Here is a 16,863-nt window from a genome sequence, read left to right on the forward strand (position 1 = left end):
CCGGCGTGCCGCACTCTAGGCAGCGAGCATTGCGTGGGTATTGCGATCACGCCACGTACAAGGCGCAATGTTCACACCATGTTGCCGGCACAAGATGCGCCGCGGGCCCGCACCGGGGCCCCGTGCACCGGAGTACACATGCGCATCTTGCAGACAACCCTCGTCCTCGAAGTGATCGTCCTGGCGGCGTTGTGCTTCCTCGCGTCCGCGGCGGCGGCCGAGGTGCTGGCCGGCTTTGATCAGCCGTCGCCCGGATACGACCCCTGCCGCGACGGGCGCAACAGCTACGGCCGCGCAATGAGCTGCGACGAGCTGCTGCGCAAGCTCGACCGCGAGCAAGAAGAACGAGAGCGCCGCCCGCGATTCGGCGATCCCGACCGCTGGGGCACCGACCCGTGCAAGGACGGTCGCTACAGCAGCGGCCGGCCCATGACCTGCGCGGAGTTGCGCGAGCAGTTGGAGCGGCGCGAGCGCCGGCGCCACCCCGGCCCTTATTACCGCCCCTACGGCGCCCTGGACGAAGCGGCGCGCAGCCTCACCTGACTAGCGGATGTGTTTCCACAGGTACGCATAGCCCAGTGCGTCCATGAAAGCGGACTCCTTGTTGTCCGTTGCAGCGCTGTGGCCGCCTTCCAGGTTCTCGTAGAAGCTGCTGTCGTACCCCAGCGCCGCCATCTTCGCGTGCATCTTGCGCGCATGCACCGGGCCCACGCGGTCGTCGCGCGTGGAGGTGGTGAAGAGGGCGGGCGGGTACGTCTGGCCCGGCTTCGCGTTCTCGTAGGGCGAGAAGGTCTGGATGAACTTCCATTCGTCGGGCTGGTCCGGGTCGCCGTATTCAGCGATCCACGAGGCGCCGGCCGACAGGTGCGTGTAGCGGCGCATGTCGAGCAGTGCCACCTCGCTCACGACGGCGCCGTAGAGCCTCGGATATAGCGTGAGCATGTTGCCCATCAGCAGGCCGCCGTTGCTGCCGCCCATCGCGCCCAGATGCGCGGGCGAGGTGATGCCGCGGGCGAACAGGTCTTCCGACACGGCCGCGAAGTCTTCGCAGGTGCGCAGCCGGTTCTCCTGCAAGGCGGCCTGGTGCCAGCGCGGGCCGTATTCGCCGCCGCCGCGGATGTTGGCGATGACGTACACGCCGCCCTTGTCGAGCCACGCGCGGCCGATGCTGCCGCTGTAGCTCGGCTGCAATGAGATCTCGAAGCCACCGTACGCGTACTGCAGCGTGGGGTTCTTGCCGTTGGCCTGCAAGTCTTTGGCCGCAATCTCGAAGTAGGGCACGCGCGTGCCGTCCTTCGAGGTGGTGAAGTGCTGGCTCACGCGGTAGCGCGAGGCGTCGAAGAAAGCGGGGCTGTCTTTCAGCACCTCGGGTTCGCCCTGGCCGATGGTGCCGATGTAGAGCGTTGTCGGCTGCAGGAAGCCGCTCACGGTGAGGAAGTAGTCGTCGTTCTCGTCCTCGTCGATGGCGCCCGCCGCGATGGTCGACAAGGCCGGCGCGCCGCCCAGGCTTTCGCGTTTCCACGGACCTTTTCCACCGGCAGGCGGCGTGAGCACTTCGAGCCAGTTCACCACGTCGTGCATCACGTTGACGATCAGGTGGTGGCGCGTCCACGAGTGGCTGTCGAGCGCGGTGGTGTCGTCGGGTTCGAACAGCACGGTGAGCTCCCGCCGGCCTGCCATGTAGTCGTCGAACTTCGCGGCCAGCAGCGAGCCCGACTTGTAGGTGGTGCCGCCCACGGCCCAGTCGGTGCGCGGCTCGATCAGCATCCACTCGCGCGTGATCTCGGCCAGCGAATCGTCGGGCACGTCGATCTTGGCGAGCTTGCCGTCGGTGCCGCGCAGCCAGGTTTCGCTCTCGTAGAAGTCGATCTGGCGCGAGACGAAGTCGCGTTCGAAGCCGGGCGTGTTGTCGCGGTAGGCGCTGACGGACATGTCCTCGTGCGCGCCTTCGTACACCGTTACCGCGCTTTCGAGCGGCGTGCCGCGCTTCCATTCCTTCACGATGCGCGGGTAGCTCGAGCTGGTCATCGAGCCGGGGCCGAAGTCGGTGGCCACGTAGAGGTGGTCGATGTCTTTCCAGCTCACGTGGTTCTTGGCCTCGGGCAGCGAGAAGCCACCTTCGACGAATTGCTTCGTCTCTAGGTCGAACTCGCGCACCACGTCGGCATCGGCGCCACCGCGCGACAGCGAGATCAGGCAGCGCCTGTACTCGGGCTCCAGGCAGTCGGCGCCGTGCCAGACCCAGTTCTCCTTGTCGGCTGCGGCCAGCGCGTCGAGGTCGATCACCGTCTCCCATGCTGGCTGCGGCTTGCGGTATTCATCCAGCGTGGTGCGGCGCCACAGGCCCTTGGTGTGATCCTTGTCGCGCCAGAAGTTGTAATAGAAGCGCGGGCCGATCTTGCGGACCATCGGAATGCGGTCGTCCGAGTCGAGCACCTCGAGGATGCCCAGCTGGAGCGCCTCGAACGCGGGCGACTGCGCATAGGCCTGCACTGTGAGCGCGTTCTGCGCGCGCGCCCAGTCGAGCTGCTTCTCGCCGTCGATGTCTTCGAGCCAGAGGTTGTCGTCTTGCGGTAGCTGCGGGGGGAGGCTGGATGTCATGGCCGCAGTGTACGGAGCCCGTGTGAAGAAAGAGGGCCGTGTGAGCAGTTGTTGCCCGCCCGCCGTACAGCAGGCAACTTTTGGGCTACTTCGGGCAAACCCCTGTCGCGCGGGTGCCTTCCCCCGGTGGAAACACTGAAGAACCAGAGGCCCACGAACGCGATGCCCGCGCTATCCTGCCGAACGGCGCATGCCCCACCAAGGAGACACAACACATGAAACACCTGAGCGGTCTTGATGCCACCTTCCTGCACCTGGAAACGCCGGAAATGCCGATGCACGTGGGCTCCCTGAACGTGCTCGACCTGCCCAAGGGCTACAAGGGCGACTTCTACGAAGACGCCAAGAACTTCATGGCCAGCCGCATCCACCTGGCCGACGTGTTCACGCGCAAGCTCGCGCTGATGCCCTTCGACATGACCAACCCGGTGTGGGTCGAGGACGACGACATCGACCTCGACTACCACGTGCGCCACATCACCTTGCCCAAGCCCGGAACCAACCGGCAGTTGCAACAGTACGTGGCCCGGCTGCATTCCTCGCTGATCGACCGCAGCCGGCCGATGTGGGAGTTCTACATCATCGACGGCCTCAAGAGCGGCCAGGCGGCGCTCTACACCAAGGTGCACCACGCGGGCATCGACGGGCAGGCCGGAGTCGAAGTGGGCAAGGCCATCTTCGACCTCGAGGCCACCGGCCGCGTGGTGAAGCCGCCGCGTTCGCGCCCGCGCAGCAGCGGCTACCAGTTGGGCATGGCCGAGCTGGCCACCGCGGCATTGCGCAACACCGCGCAGCAGTACGTGAAGCTCTTCAAGATGGCGCCCGCCATCGCGCGCGCCATCGGCGGCCTGGCCAAGACCGACGAGAAGGCGGCCGAAAAAGACACGACCGCCGCGCCAAAGAAGTTCAACCTCTTCGCGCCGCGCACCTCGCTCAACGTATCGATCACCAACCAGCGCACCTTTGCCGGGCGCACCATCTCGCTGGCCGAGACCAAGTACATCGCCAAGCACTTCGGCGTGTCGCTCAACGACGTGGTCATGGCCACGGTGGCCGGCGCGCTGCGCCACTACCTGGCCGACAACAACGAACTGCCGGCCAAGCCGCTGGTGGCCGGCGTGCCGGTGAGCCTGCGCGAGGCGGGCGACCAGACGGCCAACAACCAGGCCAGCATGATCCTGGTGAGCCTGGCGACCGACATCACCGACCCGGTGCAGCGGCTGAAGGCGATCAATGCGTCGTCGACCTCGTCGAAGTCGACCATGAACCGCTTCAAGGCCGTGATCCTCGACGACTTCCCGACCTTCGCCGCGCCCTGGCTGGTGTCGGGCATCGCGTCGATGGTGGGGCGCTCGGGCATCGTCAACCTGCTGCCGCCGGCGGCCAACGTGGCGATTTCCAATGTGGCCGGCGCGCCGTTCCCGATGTACTTCGCGGGCGCGCTCGTCACCTGCTACTACCCGGTGTCGATCGCCAGCCACGGCACGGCGCTCAACGTCACGGTGCAGAGCTACAACGGCCGCATGGACTACGGCCTGATCGCCTGCCGCCGCGCCGTGCCCGACATCACCGAGATCGGCGACTACCTGCTGGCCGAGCACAAGCTGCTGATGGAGCTGACGCAGAAGCACCCGGCCGCCGCCGGTGCGGCGCCCGCGCCGGTGCCGGCAAAGACCATCGAGGAGCCGTCGGACGAGGCAGAGCACGCACCCGCACCCGTTGCCGCAAAGAAGAAGCCTGCCGCGCGCAAGAAGGCGCCGGTCAAGGTCGCTGCGAAGAAGGCGCCTGTGAAAGCAGCTGCAAAGGCACCGGTCAGGACCGCGGCGAAGAAAGCCGCGCCCAAGCCGCCTGCCCGCAAGGCCGCACCGGCCAAGCGCTCCAGCAGCCCCCGGGCCGCTGCGGCATGATCGGCGCGCGGGCCCTGGCCTGCAGAAAGAAAATTGGGGCAGTTGGACTAGTTTTCCGACCGTTCTAGTTTTTCAGGCCTAGGCCCCGCAGAAGAAGATAGGCCCATCGCGAAAGACATACCGTTTCCTTCGCGAGCCTTTCAACTTCAAGGAAATCACCATGTCCACGCAAACCTCCATCGCTTCCGCAGCTGTTCACGTCGTCGGTCAATACAACGACGCTGGCAAGACCCTGGTCGGCGCTTACCGCACCGGCGTGCATCGCCTCCTGGGCGGCGCCGCTTCGCGCTACAGCAACTTCCTCGGCAGCCGCCAGATTCCGCTGGTGAGCGAGCAGGTCAAGGCCAACCTGATCGGTGCGCAAGAAAAGATCAACGGCTTCCTGGCCAACCGCCTGGACATCGACACCAGCCGCATCGTGAACGTGATGGACCGCGTTGCCGCCGGCACCACCAGCGGCATCGAATCGGTCGCCAGCCGCGTGGCTCGCGTCGAGTCGCCGGTCGCCACCTCGGTGATCAACGCCCTCGGCGCGCTGAACCAGCCGATCGCCACCGTCTCGGTGCAGATCGCCGACAAGATCGTCGCCGGCACCAAGCAGATCGAAGCCCGTGTGAGCGGCGCCGAAGAAGCCAAGCCGGTTCGCACGGTGAAGGCCAAGGCCGCCACCGCAGCCAAGAAGCCGGTTCGCCGCGCTGCTGCCCGCAAGGCGGCCTGACCCCCGGGGCGCTTTGCGCCCCTTTTCTTTTTTCCGGCATCTGGAGCACTGCATGGCGACCCGTCCTGACGAAACTGCAAAGTTGAAGAAGAGGGCGGCGCCTGCGAAGAAGGCTCCGGCTGCCGCCAGGAAGACGGCGCCCCGCAAGGCGGCGCCCGCGGCAGGCAAGAAGCCCGCGGAGCCCGGCAAGGCCGAAGTCCTGCTGCGTGCCGGCCTCAAGGCGCTGGACAACGTGCGCAACGACGTCGCCAAGCGCCAGGCCAACGTGATCGAAGGCCTGCTCGGCATCGGGCAGGGCAAGGTCCCCAGCCTCGGCCTCGACAGCTTCGGCATCCGCAAGTTCGAGGACGTGTTCGACCAGCGCGTCGCCACCGCCATGCAACGCCTGGGCATGCCCGGCGCCGTCGAAGTGCAGGCCCTGCGCGACGAGGTCGCGCAACTGCGCGAACGCGTGGCGCAACTCGAAGGCGAAGGCACCGGCGCCGCCACCTCCCGTGGCCGCAGCGCCAAACGCTGAGCGACAACCCAGCGACAAGCCGGTTGTGGCCAGTTCCAACACCACACGCGATCGCATCCTGCAGGCCAGCCTCGCGCTGTTCAACGCGCAAGGCCTCGCGGCCGTGTCGACCCACAAGATTGCCGCCGAGCTCGGCATCAGCCCGGGCAACCTGCACTACCACTTCAAGGCCAAGCAGCTGATCGTCGAATGGCTGTTCCGGCGCTTCGAGCAACGGCTCGAAGCCCTGAACGGCTCGTCGGCATCGATCGCGGCCATTGACGACCTCTGGCTCGCGCTGCACCTGCGCTTCGAGGCCATCGACGAATACCGCTTCATCTACCGCGACATGGCCTTCCTGGCCAGCGAATACCCGGCGCTGGGCCAGCGCGCGCAGGCCCTCACCGCGCAGAACCTGCTCGCCGCGCAGACGCTGTGCGAAGGCCTGGTGGCCTCGGGCGTGATCGAGACCAGCGCCGAGCAGGCCCGCATCCTGGCGCTGCAGATGGTCTTCACCACCACCTGCTGGCTGTCGTTCGAGCGGCTCGTGCCGGGGCGCGACGCCCTGGCGCAGGCCGACCCCGGTCTGGCGGCTTTCTACACGCTCACGCTGGTTTCTCCGTATGTTTCCAGCGAATCGAGGGCTTACCTTGATTACCTGAGGGGCAAATACCTCGGATAAATGACGTTGTTGTCCGACGGGGCATTGATTCTTTCGGCCTCATGTTCGTCTTGAAGAAGATAAAAACCAAAAAGGATCCATCCATCATCATGACCACCGCCACCTACGCCAAGGAACCTGTCGCGCCACCGTCGCGCCTGCTGCTGCTGGCCGAAGCCCGCGCGCTCTGGGAAACCGGCGCCGGCATTGCCATGTGGCCGCTGCTGCAGCTCACGCCACGCGGCGACGGACACCCGGTGCTCGTGCTGCCGGGTCTGGTGGCTGGCGACGGCTCCACGCTGCTGCTGCGCCGCTACCTGTGCAGCCGCGGCTACGACGCGCACGGCTGGGGCCTGGGCCGCAACTTCGGTCCGCGCGAAGGCGTCGAAGACGGCATGGTCGAGCTGCTGAAGACCCTGCACGACAACAGCGGCCAGAAGGTCAGCGTGATCGGCTGGAGCCTCGGCGGCGTGTATGCGCGGCTGCTGGCGTCTTCGTACTCGCACATGATCCGCAACGTCATCACGCTGGGCAGCCCGTTCTCCGGCAGCCCGCGCGCCACCAACGCATGGCGCGTGTATGAGGGCGTGAGCGGCCAGAGTTCGCACGACCCGCGCCGCATGAAGGTCGTGCAGCCCACGCCGCCCGTGCCGACCACCTCGATCTTCAGCCGCACCGACGGTGTCGTCGCATGGCGCTGCAGCATCGAGAAGACCGGCCCGCAGTCGGAAAACATCGAAGTCATCGCCAGCCACCTGGGGCTGGGCGCGCACCCGGCGGTGCTCTATGCGGTGGCCGACCGGCTGGCTCAGCCGGAGGGTGAGTGGAAGCCCTTCAATCGCGGGGTGCTGGGGCCGCTGGTTTATCCGGATCCTGATCGAGAGAGCTGAAGGAGGTTGTCTGTCGGTCTTCGTCAGATCTGGGAAGCGCAGCCGAGCGGCTACGCCTAAAGGTCAAGCTCGGCTCTGAGCTTTCTCCTGATGCTCTCCATCACCGATTTGTAGTCCGGGTCGAAGATGAAATCGATTTCTGACTCGGCTGCGGATTCGATCTCTCTCAGGACATGCTCTTCTTCCGGCGAGAGACCAAACTGGGCAATCTTGGTACAGATTTCCATCAGGATGGCCATCTTGGCTTGAGGCAGAGTGATGTTCACTTCCTTGTCGAAGTCGTACTTGTCGTTCGTCACAGGCTGCCTCGTGTTTGGACGTTGTTGATCTGGGCCGGATTGAGCCGCCACCCGGAAAGAAAGTTGTGAGAAGTATCCGTCATGACATTCAGGCCCGTGGAGGGATTGAGGTAGTGGATGACAGGGTCGCCGCGATACGTTCCGTTGAACATCTGGGTGCCCGGATCCTGCACGTGCGCTTCCAAGGCTGATTGATAGTTTGCGGCCGCATTCTTGCCCCAAGGATCGTTCACGCCGAAGTCCTTGGCGTGCTTGTACTTGGCCTGTAGTTGTTTCTTGTCGTACTGAACCGTAGGCCTTGGCGGTGGTGCTGGAGGGGGAGGCGGGAGGCGTCGAACGACAGTGCCTTGTGCCGGGGGCTCCGGTGGCGGATTCTGCGTCGAAGACTTTCCTCCGACGGGCCGGCCGACCGGTTCGAGGGGGGCGCCGCGAGCGTTCTCCCCGGGTCTTGGCAGAGGCTCGGGAGCACTCTTCTTCCCGCCAAGACCCACATGCGCAGCGGCCATGTCGAATGCGGCCGCGCCGACTTGATTGGCCGCCGCTACTTGCTCCTCGCTTCCTCCGAGTACACGCGTGGCCGCACCGGGGGCGCCGAAGATCGGGCCCAGCAAGGCGATGCCCAGCGAGTTGCCGAAGCGCAGATTCTGCGCACTCAGCCAGGCACTTTCGCTGCCGGAAAGCCCGTTCTCCCAGCGTGGCCCCGGCGTATAGACGTCCTGCAGGAAGGAAACCCTTCTCTTGAGCTCCAGGGATTGTTCGGGCGGCAAGGGGTTCTTGCCGGTGTAGTGGTCGTTCAGCTGCTGGAGCTTGTCGTCCAGCGCCGACTTGGGGATTTCATCCGGCATCTTTTCGCATGCCTGCTGAAATGTCTTCGCGGCCTGCAGCGCATCCGTAGGCTCCAGGCGCGCGTCGCGACCGGTGCCGATCCACATCCGCTCGTACCACGGTATCTTTTCGAAGTCCGCCTTTTCCCGTTCGTACCGCTCGCTGCAGATGCCCGGCCGACGCCGCACCATCGGCCCCTTGGGCACCTCGAAGGTCAGCACCCTGCCGAGCGTGCCGTTGCTGTTGAAGGAGGGGGGCGAGAAGGAGGAAGAGGGCGACGACGAGGAAGACGTAGACAGCACCTGCCCCAGCGTTTTCTTGTCGTCGGGAATCGAGCTCATCAGGCCGCCCCGTTCATCTCGCAGAGATCGCCGTGGCGGGCCACGGGGCGGCTCTCGACGAAGACCGTCTGCGAGCCGGAGATGATCTTCACGTTGCCCGCGCCGAGCGAGACCCCCGAGCGTACGCCGCTGCCCGCGTTGCCCGCCACGCCCTTGACGATGCTGTCGACCATCAGCACCTTCTCGCTGCGCGCGAACACGGTGTGCGAGTAGGCCGCCTTCTCGGGCGGAAGGGTCGACACGATGTCGAAGGGAACGACCTGGTTGCCGACGATGCAGAAGTCCGGCGCCACGTTGACCACCATGAACCGCGATTCCGCATCTGCGATGTGCTTTTCGGCGCTCATGCAGGCACTCCCTGGGGCATGCCGCTGCCTGCGGGAGCCTCGGTGATCGGACGGTCGAAGAGGTCGACCGCCACCGTATCGAGCGCCTGGTCGAGCGTGAGCCGCCAGGTCAGGTGCATGAGCATCTCGTCGAGGTCGATGTGCACGGTGTCGAGCTTCATGGCTTCGCTGCGCTCGATGCCGTCTCCGTTCCTGCACAGCGCCTCGATCCACAGGAGCGGGAGCTGAGTCTCGGTGCAGGGCGTCGAGGCGAAGAAGCCGCTCATGCGAAGGGATTCGTCGCCCCGCAGGCCACCGGCCACGACCTGGTCGGCGGGGGCGTACTGGAAGAAGCGTTCGTCGAAATCGTCGGCGTAGTCCATGTAGGGCTGTCCGGCGTGGCGTTCGCGCCAGGCGTCGTCGTAGGTTCCCGCCAGCGCGACGCGAGGCTGCCAGAAACGCGCGACCGGCCCGAAGCCGACGGGCTGGGCGTCCTTGTGGTTGGCGTGCTGCAGCGGTGCATCGGTGTGCTCGATCTGCGGCCCGGGAAACGGTTGTCCGGCGGCATGGCGCGCCCCGGGATGATCCTCGCGGGCTGCACTGCCGAACCATCCGGTGCCGCAGGGGTTGGCCGAGTGGGTGCGAGGCGGGGCCGATTCGTCGTCGCCCTGGTCGAATCCCCATCCGCCGTAGGCGAGCTCGTAGCGCAGCGGCACGGCGAGCGTGGGCTGCGGGTCAGACAGGCTGCGCTGCGCGGCGTCCGGCTGCCAGTCCCAGTGGCGCGGCCCGGTCAGACGCAGCGCCTTGTGCAGCAGCGGTGCGTCATGGTGTCGGTGCACCTGCAGCTCCGCGCGCCAATCGCGCCGTGGTGTCCAGTCGAGGGCGTGTGCGGTGCCCGTCACGTAGACATCGGCGTCGGGCTTGAACAGCAGCAGGTCGGTCGCCGTGCGCAAGCTCGACAGCGTGGCGTGCGCGGCATCCCAGAGCTCGTCGGCGAAGACCGGACCGCGGTGAAACGCCGCCGGTTCGAGCCGGCCGGGCGCGAGCACGAAGCTCGCGCACACCACCACCACGTCGTGGAAGCGCCGCCCCTTGCCCATCTTGTCGAACTGGAAGTGTGGAAAGGGGGTGCCGTTGCGCAATTGCCTCAGGCGCGGCGCGGGGATCGGCGGCGCGGGCTCAGCCATGGGCGTTGCCCTTGTCCGCTGCCAGCATTCCGACGCCGGCGGAGACCGCGGCCGAGACAGTGCCGAGGACCTGCGTCGCATGGCCTGCAGCTTCGCCGCCTCCACCGCCGCCCCCGGCCACCTGCTGGGCGATAGAGGCGAGCTGCCCCGCCTTGCCAAGCAGGTCGGCGGGGTTGCCGCCCATCAGTGCGCCCAGGCTCGCCAGCGGGCTGCCTGGTGGCTCGGCCGGCGGTGGGGTCGGCACCGCGTTGGGTTGCAGAGCGGCGCCACCGCCCATGGGGTTGAGCCAGATGTGCTCGCCATTGATCGTCACGTCGTCGCCCTGCGCCGTGATGTTGATCTTCTTGCCCGTGACGGCAATCGAGCCGTCGGCCTTGAGCTGCACCACCGACGCGCCCACGCGCAGCGAGATGGTCTTGCCGTCCATCTCGATATGGCTGCCCTTGTCTCCGCCCACGGACAGCAGGTACTTCTCGCCGACCTTGGTGGTCTGGGTCTTGCCGACCATGGTGTTGTCCATCATGCCGACGACGGTGTTGCGCAGCATGCCGACGTTGAAGGAGTAGGCGAGGCCGATGTTCACCATCTTGGCGAGGCCCACGTTGTGCATGTAGGCCATGCCGATCGTGGCCATCTGGTTGCGGCCCACTTTCTTGCTGCGGTCGCGGCCCACCGAGTGGGTTTCGTCATGCTCGACCTCGATGTCCTGGTTGCGCTCGGCGTGCAGCCACACCTGTTCCTGGCCTTTCCTGTCCTCGAAGCGCAAGGCATTGGCGTTGGCACCGCTGCCGCCCTCGGAGCTGCGTGTGAGAAGGCCGCTCTGCGTGGCGTTGTCGGGCAAGCTCCACGGCGGCATGTTGTCGGCGTTGTAGACGCGGCCCGTCACGATGGGGCGGTCGGGGTCGCCATTCTCGAAGTCGACGATCACCTCCTGCCCGATGCGCGGAATCTGGATGCCGCCGAAGTTGGTGCCGGCCCAGGGCGACGATACGCGCACCCAGCACGAACTGTTCTCGTCCTTGGTGCAATAGCGGTTCCAGTGAAAGCTCAGCTTCACGCGGCCGTACTCGTCGGTCCAGATCTCGCGCCCGGCCGGGCCTGTGACGATGGCGGTTTGAGGCCCCGTAGTGCGCGGCCTTGGCTCCGGTGGCACTGGCGCACGAAAAACCTTGCTCGTCGGGATGACCTCGAAGTCCACCCGGCATTCGAACTCCTGCTGCGAGCTCGCATCGCCCACGTCCTGCAGTCGCAGGTGTGTGTTCGTCACGAGGTACTGCCGATTCGCTTCGTTCTGGGGATGGCGCTCCAGCGTGAGCAGACAGCCCGGCACCACCGCACGCAGGTTGCCCGAGCCGCTGGCACGCTCGCCTTGACTGCCGGTCTCCTCCATGCGCGTGCGCACCAATTGCTCGCCTTCGGATTCGACGACGTAGTCGCCCGGCCATCTGTAGCGCTCCCATGTGTTTTGCGCGGTCTTGCGCGGCATGGCACTGACCTGCTGCAACTCGGCCTTGGGACGCTTGAAGTCGAAGTCGTCGGTGACCCAGCGGCCGCTTTGCAATTCCTCATGCGCATTGAAGCGGTCGCAGCGTTCTTCGCGTGCGGTCGCGTCGGCGGCATGGAAAGGAATGGTCTGATAGCCCGCGTGCGCGAAGGGCTGGTGAGAGGCCATGTCGTCCACAATCACCAGCTTGTGGTTGTTTTCTTCGTGCACGAAGCAGTAGTACAGGCCCCACTCGTGCAGCAGCCGGGCAATGAAGTCGTAGTCGGTCTCCCCGTACTGGACCTGGAACTCACGGGCCGGATAGCTTCGCGTGGCCCGGATCTCGAAGGGCAAGCCGTACTTGCCGAGAACAGTCTTGACGATGCCCAGCACGTCTTCGTTCTGGAAGATGCGGTAGTCGCTCGTGCGCGTTGCCAGAGTGAGCCAAGGCTCGACGACGGCTTCGTACAGCGCGCGGCGATTTTCCAGCCGCAGGAAGCGCACGCGCGTGACCAGCCCTGAGATGTGGCGCTGCTCCGGACCTGAGCCGGGCCTGCCATCCAGAACGATGTGCGTGGTGAGCGTCTCGCCGATCAACTGCTTGATGGCGACATTGGCCGCCTGACGCTCGTTGTAGCCCTGCTGTTCGGGGGTGGCAAGGGTCAGGGTATAGCGAAACAGACTGCTCAAACCCTCATCGCCTTCAATCGCGATGGGCTCCAGTGCCGGCTCGTTGCCGAACGCAGGCATCGCAGACGAGGAAGCGGTGAGAACACGCGCAAGCTGCGCGGTGCCTATTGGCATGAAATCTCCCTGATGTTCTGACTGACGAAGCAAATCGTAGCAACTCGAGCCTGAAACGCCAGTAGCACGATAGGTTGCTATCGCCCCAACAATCTGGTGGGACCGGGCGGGCGTTTTGCAAAGCCGGTTCGCGTGACCATGACTTCCGTCACTTGTGCCGCAGCGGCCCCGCCCAAAACAATAGCGGCGTCATGTACCCCGACCTGCCGCCCGTCTACCCCCGCATCAAGCACGTCGACTTCCTCGAGGCTGTGCAGCCGATGCTCGACCAGATCGAGGCGCGGGGCGGCAACCGCGAGGCGCAGACGCCCGTGGCCTACCCCTTCGCCGGCGATTCCGATCTGCTGATGACGTTCGCGCTCGACACGCCCACGCAGTTCATCACGCTGACCCAGGAGGGCATGGAGGAAACGGGGCTCGATCCGCAGTCGCTGTACGAACTGGCGATCGACAACATGCTCCGGCAGGTGGAGCCCAATCTCGGCACGCAGGATCTCGTCATGTACAAGGCCCTGGTGACGGGCGACGACTTCGAGGCCTGCATGCTGCTGCTGCCGGACCTCTGGGCGCAGTTGTCGCAGGGGTTCAAGGGCGAGTTGCTCGCGGTGGTGCCCAGCCGCAGCGTTATCTACTTCATGGACAGCGGAGCAAGCTTCGATGCCGGGGGAGAGCCGATCACGGCAGAGACCATGCTGCGCCTCATGTGTTCGGCCGCCGCCGAGGTCAAGGCCGAGGCGGGGCCGCACGGCCTCTCCGACAAGGTGATGGCGCTGACCTCGGACGGCTGGCACGTTCGCGGCACTTTCGAGGACCACGCGTCGGCACTGGAGGCCTGAGGCCCCCGCAGGCTTCCTTTCAGCTGCCGGCCCATACGTCCAGCACATAGCGCTGGTCCGCAATCATCTTGTCCATCCACGCCGTGCTGTCGTGCCCGTGTTCGCGCGCAAGGTCGCTCAGCGTGCGCCGCACGTCGGGCTCCATGCGCGAGCCGTCGCCGCACACGTAGACCACCGCGCCGGCCTCCAGCAGTTTCCACACTTCGGCGGCCTGCTCGCGGATCAGGTCCTGCACATAGACCTTGCGCTCGCCCGCGCGCGAGAAGGCGGTATGCAGCTTCATCACGCCGCGGTGCGCCCAGGCCTGGAGTTCGTCGGCATAGATGAAGTCCTGCTCGGGATGGCGGCAGCCGAAGAACAGCAGCGCCTCGCCTTGCGCATTGCCTGCCTCGATCTGCGCCGCGCGCTCCTGCAGGAACCCACGGAACGGCGCGAGGCCGGTGCCCGGCCCGACCATGATGAGCGGCCGGCTCGCATCGTCCGGCAGCCGGAAGCCCTCGGCCGTGGTCTCGCGCACCACGCCGTGCACCGTGTCGCCGGCTTCCGCGCGCGCCAGAAAGTTGGAGCACACGCCCTCGAAGGTGCCGATGCCCGACTTGGCCGGGCCGCTCACCACGCCCACCGTCACGCTGCACCTGCCCGGCGTCATCGTCGGCGAGGAAGAGATCGAGTAGTAGCGCGGCGACAGCGGCGACAGCATTTCGAGAAACACCGCGAACGGCACCTGGCAGGCGCGGTGCTCTTCCAGCAGGTCGAGCAGCGACTTGCGCTTGTGGAGCACGTCGGCCTTGTATGCCGCCTGCGAAGCCTCGTCGCTGCCCGACAGCGCCGCGAGCTTCGGCTTGGTGAACGGGCATTCGGTATATGCCGCGAGCGTGGCGATCTGCTTGCGCGTGGCCACGTCCTGCAGTTCGACGTAGTCGCCCAGCAGGCGGTCGACCGCAATCACCTGCTCCACCGGCAGCGCTGCCTTGCGGCCCGCGCCTGCATGCAGGCGCACATGGGCCGTGCGGTCGAAGCCGAAGCGCGCCATCGCGCGTTCGACCTGCGCGGGGCTGTTGCGCGGCACCACGCTCAAGTGGTCGCCGGCGCGGTAGATCAGGCCCTCGGGCAGCATCAGTTCGACGTGACGCGTGGAGCGGCCGGCCTCGCCATTGCCACCGTTCTGCAGCTCGCGGTTCTCGATCACCCGCAGCGCCACCGCGCCCAGCGCATCGACGATCGCGTTCTTCTGCGGCGGCGGCAGCTCTTCGAGCGTGTAGAGCGGTTCGCTCTGCACGGGCGTGTCGGCGCCGGTCTTGATGTCGAAGGCCTTCACCAGCTCGGGCCAGAGCGCGTCGCTCCAGTCCTGGAAGGCGCCGTCCATGTCCTCGCGCGCATCGCCTTCGCCGCGCGGATGCACGCGTGTGGCGCCGAGCGCTTCGAGCCGCTCGTCGATGCGGCGCGGCACGGCCTGGTAGGTGGCAGCCCAGTCGGTGTTGCCGCAGCCGAACACGCTGAAGCGCACGCCGTTGAGCGAATCGTCGGCCTTGTCGAGCCAGCGGTGGAACTCGGCCGCGTTGTCGGGCGCCACGCCGTTGTACGAGGCGCAGACGATGGTCACCGCGCCGTTGGCCGGCAGCCGCTCGGCATAGTCGTCGAGCGAGGCCAGCTGCGTGGAGAAACCGCGCATCTCGCCGGCCTCGGCGAGTTGCCGTGCAAGGTCTTCGGCCGTGCCGAGGTTGGAGCCCTGCAGCACCAGCAGCGAGGTGCCGTGGCGTGCCGTCTGAGGCTTGCGCGCGGCAGCTTGCACGGGTTGCACCGGGGCGGCCGCCGCATCGGTCATGTTGCCGCGCGGACGCGATGCCGGGTCGCGCAGCAGCGCCTTGATCTTGAAGTTCTCCGGCTTGATCGTCAGCGCTTCCTTGATCTTCAGCTTGTAGCCCGTGTGATCCACGAGGTTGAAGCGCTGCAGGATCATGCCCAGCGTGAGCACTGCCTCCTGCAGGGCGAACTGCCTCCCGATACAGGCGCGCTGCCCGTTGCCGAAGGGCTTGAATGCGTTCACCGGCCGCTCGCGCTCGGCCTCGCGCGTGAAGTTGTCGGGGTTGAACTGGTCGGCATCCTCGCCCCAGATGCCCTTGTCACGATGCAGCGCCAGCGCATGCATGATGATCATGTTGTTCTTCTTGATCGTGTACTGGCCGCCGATCTTCGTGTCTTCCTTGGCGCGCATCGAGATCGCGGGCGCGGTCGGGTACAGGCGCAGCGATTCCTTCAGCACCTGCATTACGTACTGCAGACGGTTGACCTGCGCGTAGGTGGGCTTCTGCGTGGTGTCGGGGCCGAACACGTTGTCGACCTCGGCCTGCGCCTTGGCCATGGCCTCGGGGTTGTTCAGCAGGAAGTAGATGGCGAAGGACAGCAGGCCGCTGGTGGTTTCATGCCCCGCGATGAGAAATTCGATGCACTCGTCGCGGATCATCTTGTCGGTGAGCTGCTCGCCGCTCTTCTTGTCCACGCCCGCGATCATGTAGCTCAGCAGGTCGGGCTTGGTGGCGATGTCGGCGCCGCTCGTGCGCCGCTCTTCGATGATGTCTTCCACCATCTTGTGCATGTAGCGGATGTCCTTGCGCTGCTGCGCAAGCTCCTTCTTCAGCATCAGCTCTTCGAGCGGCAGGCCGCGGCGGTTCTGCACCGTCTCCAGCGTGCGCACCATCGCATCGACGAAGGGATGAAAGCCCTCGCGGTAGAACGAGTTGAAGCGATAGCCGAAGCCGCACAGGCCGATGGTGTCGAGCGTGAGCGCGGTCATGTCGCGCACCACGTCCACCTCTTCGTCGAAGTTCAGGCGCTCCCACTTGGTGACCAGCTGCCCGGCAATGTCCAGCATCATCGGGTGGTAGGCCTGCATCGCGCGCTGGCTGAAGTTGGCCAGCAGGATGTTGTGAGGCTTCGACCAGGTCTCCTCGTGCGTGTCAGAAGTGAAGAGCCCGTGCGACGCGGCCCGCAGCCGTCGCAATGCGCCGCGCGTGCTCTTGTCGAAGCGCGGCTCCTCGCAGAGCTCGTCGACCAGCGCGGGCGACGACACCACGATCACCGGCATGCCCGGCATGTCCAGCCAATAAATGCCGCCGAGGTCTTGCGCGATCTTCCACATGTCGAGCACGGGAGAGTCGGACCCGATCGACAGCAGGTTCCCGACGAAGGGTTTCTTCGCCGGATGCGGGATCGGGTAGAGCGAGTTTTTGCCTGCCATGGTCTTGTTGTGCCTTTGGAATGGACCCGCCTCTGATATCCGGGGTGTAACAACCGGAGTATCCCGACGGCACGGGGGGCAGGCAGGACGGGGTTTCCCTTAGGGAGCTTCGGGCGGGAAACTTCAGGGCGCGCTCACGCCGACGGGGTACCTTGCTCCGCGAATGTCCCCCGGCCTTCGGCCTCCTCCTGATATTGTTTCTCCCGCTCCCGTAGCGCTGAAGGGAGCCCGTCCGGTAAACCCCGCTCTCC

General features: G+C 66.0%; 14 protein-coding genes. 7 read left to right on the plus strand and 7 right to left on the minus strand.

Annotated features, from left to right (window positions below; genetic code table 11):
- The first annotated feature begins 138 nt into the window (after positions 1-138).
- Positions 139-543 (plus strand): hypothetical protein, encoded by a 405-nt coding sequence (locus tag ACSFBF_RS32180; protein WP_435474159.1) that lies wholly within the window; start codon positions 139-141, stop codon positions 541-543.
- Here ACSFBF_RS32180 and ACSFBF_RS32185 read toward each other — a convergent pair whose 3' ends face one another.
- On the minus strand, positions 544-2,601 hold the full coding sequence (locus tag ACSFBF_RS32185; RefSeq protein WP_435474161.1) for a prolyl oligopeptidase family serine peptidase: 2,058 nt from the start codon (positions 2,599-2,601) through the stop codon (positions 544-546). It lies immediately after the preceding gene.
- A gap of 215 nt (positions 2,602-2,816) precedes the next feature.
- On the opposite strand from ACSFBF_RS32185, the gene ACSFBF_RS32190 reads away from it, so the two are divergent.
- The 5 genes from ACSFBF_RS32190 (at position 2,817) to ACSFBF_RS32210 (ending at position 7,273) form a co-directional block, all read left to right on the plus strand.
- Positions 2,817-4,508 carry a WS/DGAT/MGAT family O-acyltransferase gene (locus ACSFBF_RS32190; RefSeq protein ID WP_435474163.1) on the plus strand — a complete coding sequence of 564 codons (1,692 nt, stop codon included), beginning with the start codon at positions 2,817-2,819 and terminating at the stop codon, positions 4,506-4,508.
- A 160-nt stretch (positions 4,509-4,668) separates the two neighbouring features.
- Positions 4,669-5,226, plus strand: a complete 558-nt coding sequence (locus ACSFBF_RS32195) for a hypothetical protein (RefSeq protein WP_435474165.1) — start codon at positions 4,669-4,671, stop codon at positions 5,224-5,226.
- 52 nt (positions 5,227-5,278) lie between these two features.
- Complete coding sequence (locus ACSFBF_RS32200) at positions 5,279-5,743, plus strand: phasin family protein (RefSeq protein WP_435474167.1); 465 nt, start codon at positions 5,279-5,281, stop codon at positions 5,741-5,743.
- A 25-nt stretch (positions 5,744-5,768) separates the two neighbouring features.
- Entirely contained in the window at positions 5,769-6,404 is a 636-nt protein-coding gene (locus tag ACSFBF_RS32205) for a TetR/AcrR family transcriptional regulator (protein ID WP_093057664.1), read from the plus strand.
- Positions 6,405-6,493: 89 nt separating this feature from the next.
- Positions 6,494-7,273 (plus strand): esterase/lipase family protein, encoded by a 780-nt coding sequence (locus ACSFBF_RS32210; RefSeq protein ID WP_435474170.1) that lies wholly within the window; start codon positions 6,494-6,496, stop codon positions 7,271-7,273.
- 56 nt (positions 7,274-7,329) lie between these two features.
- On the opposite strand, the gene ACSFBF_RS32215 is transcribed toward ACSFBF_RS32210, so the two are convergent.
- Genes ACSFBF_RS32215 through ACSFBF_RS32235 form a run of 5 tightly spaced genes read right to left on the minus strand, consistent with a single transcriptional unit; the run spans position 7,330 to position 12,538 of the window.
- A complete protein-coding gene (locus ACSFBF_RS32215) occupies positions 7,330-7,572 on the minus strand; it encodes a hypothetical protein (RefSeq protein WP_093078958.1) in 243 nt (80 codons plus the stop codon).
- Entirely contained in the window at positions 7,569-8,738 is a 1,170-nt protein-coding gene (locus tag ACSFBF_RS32220; protein WP_435474172.1) for a colicin D domain-containing protein, read from the minus strand. Before ACSFBF_RS32220 ends, ACSFBF_RS32215 begins: the two co-directional genes overlap by 4 nt.
- A complete protein-coding gene (locus ACSFBF_RS32225; protein WP_435474174.1) occupies positions 8,738-9,085 on the minus strand; it encodes a PAAR-like domain-containing protein in 348 nt (115 codons plus the stop codon). The genes ACSFBF_RS32220 and ACSFBF_RS32225 overlap by 1 nt, the downstream gene beginning before the upstream one ends.
- Entirely contained in the window at positions 9,082-10,251 is a 1,170-nt protein-coding gene (locus tag ACSFBF_RS32230) for a DUF2169 family type VI secretion system accessory protein (RefSeq protein WP_435474176.1), read from the minus strand. Before ACSFBF_RS32230 ends, ACSFBF_RS32225 begins: the two co-directional genes overlap by 4 nt.
- Complete coding sequence (locus ACSFBF_RS32235; protein WP_435474178.1) at positions 10,244-12,538, minus strand: type VI secretion system Vgr family protein; 2,295 nt, start codon at positions 12,536-12,538, stop codon at positions 10,244-10,246. Before ACSFBF_RS32235 ends, ACSFBF_RS32230 begins: the two co-directional genes overlap by 8 nt.
- Before the next feature lie 191 nt (positions 12,539-12,729).
- Between ACSFBF_RS32235 and ACSFBF_RS32240 the strand changes: the two genes are divergently transcribed.
- Positions 12,730-13,374, plus strand: a complete 645-nt coding sequence (locus ACSFBF_RS32240; protein ID WP_435474180.1) for a DUF1444 domain-containing protein — start codon at positions 12,730-12,732, stop codon at positions 13,372-13,374.
- Positions 13,375-13,393: 19 nt separating this feature from the next.
- Here the strand turns inward: ACSFBF_RS32240 and ACSFBF_RS32245 are convergent, their stop codons facing one another.
- A complete protein-coding gene (locus tag ACSFBF_RS32245; protein WP_435474182.1) occupies positions 13,394-16,612 on the minus strand; it encodes a bifunctional cytochrome P450/NADPH--P450 reductase in 3,219 nt (1,072 codons plus the stop codon).
- Between the last annotated feature and the right edge of the window lie 251 nt (positions 16,613-16,863).

Origin of the sequence: Variovorax nivicola (assembly GCF_051216475.1) — a bacterium.
Taxonomy (GTDB): Bacteria; Pseudomonadota; Gammaproteobacteria; order Burkholderiales; family Burkholderiaceae_C; genus Variovorax.

Excerpts from the sequence above, each read along its gene's own strand:
- ACSFBF_RS32180 (WP_435474159.1), top strand. The coding sequence starts at position 139 with ATGCGCATCTTGCAGACAACCCTCGTCCTCGAAGTGATCGTCCTGGCG.
- ACSFBF_RS32185 (WP_435474161.1), bottom strand. The coding sequence starts at position 2,601 with ATGACATCCAGCCTCCCCCCGCAGCTACCGCAAGACGACAACCTCTGG.
- ACSFBF_RS32190 (WP_435474163.1), top strand. The coding sequence starts at position 2,817 with ATGAAACACCTGAGCGGTCTTGATGCCACCTTCCTGCACCTGGAAACG.
- ACSFBF_RS32195 (WP_435474165.1), top strand. The coding sequence starts at position 4,669 with ATGTCCACGCAAACCTCCATCGCTTCCGCAGCTGTTCACGTCGTCGGT.
- ACSFBF_RS32200 (WP_435474167.1), top strand. The coding sequence starts at position 5,279 with ATGGCGACCCGTCCTGACGAAACTGCAAAGTTGAAGAAGAGGGCGGCG.
- ACSFBF_RS32210 (WP_435474170.1), top strand. The coding sequence starts at position 6,494 with ATGACCACCGCCACCTACGCCAAGGAACCTGTCGCGCCACCGTCGCGC.
- ACSFBF_RS32220 (WP_435474172.1), bottom strand. The coding sequence starts at position 8,738 with ATGAGCTCGATTCCCGACGACAAGAAAACGCTGGGGCAGGTGCTGTCT.
- ACSFBF_RS32225 (WP_435474174.1), bottom strand. The coding sequence starts at position 9,085 with ATGAGCGCCGAAAAGCACATCGCAGATGCGGAATCGCGGTTCATGGTG.
- ACSFBF_RS32230 (WP_435474176.1), bottom strand. The coding sequence starts at position 10,251 with ATGGCTGAGCCCGCGCCGCCGATCCCCGCGCCGCGCCTGAGGCAATTG.
- ACSFBF_RS32235 (WP_435474178.1), bottom strand. The coding sequence starts at position 12,538 with ATGCCAATAGGCACCGCGCAGCTTGCGCGTGTTCTCACCGCTTCCTCG.
- ACSFBF_RS32240 (WP_435474180.1), top strand. The coding sequence starts at position 12,730 with ATGTACCCCGACCTGCCGCCCGTCTACCCCCGCATCAAGCACGTCGAC.
- ACSFBF_RS32245 (WP_435474182.1), bottom strand. The coding sequence starts at position 16,612 with ATGGCAGGCAAAAACTCGCTCTACCCGATCCCGCATCCGGCGAAGAAA.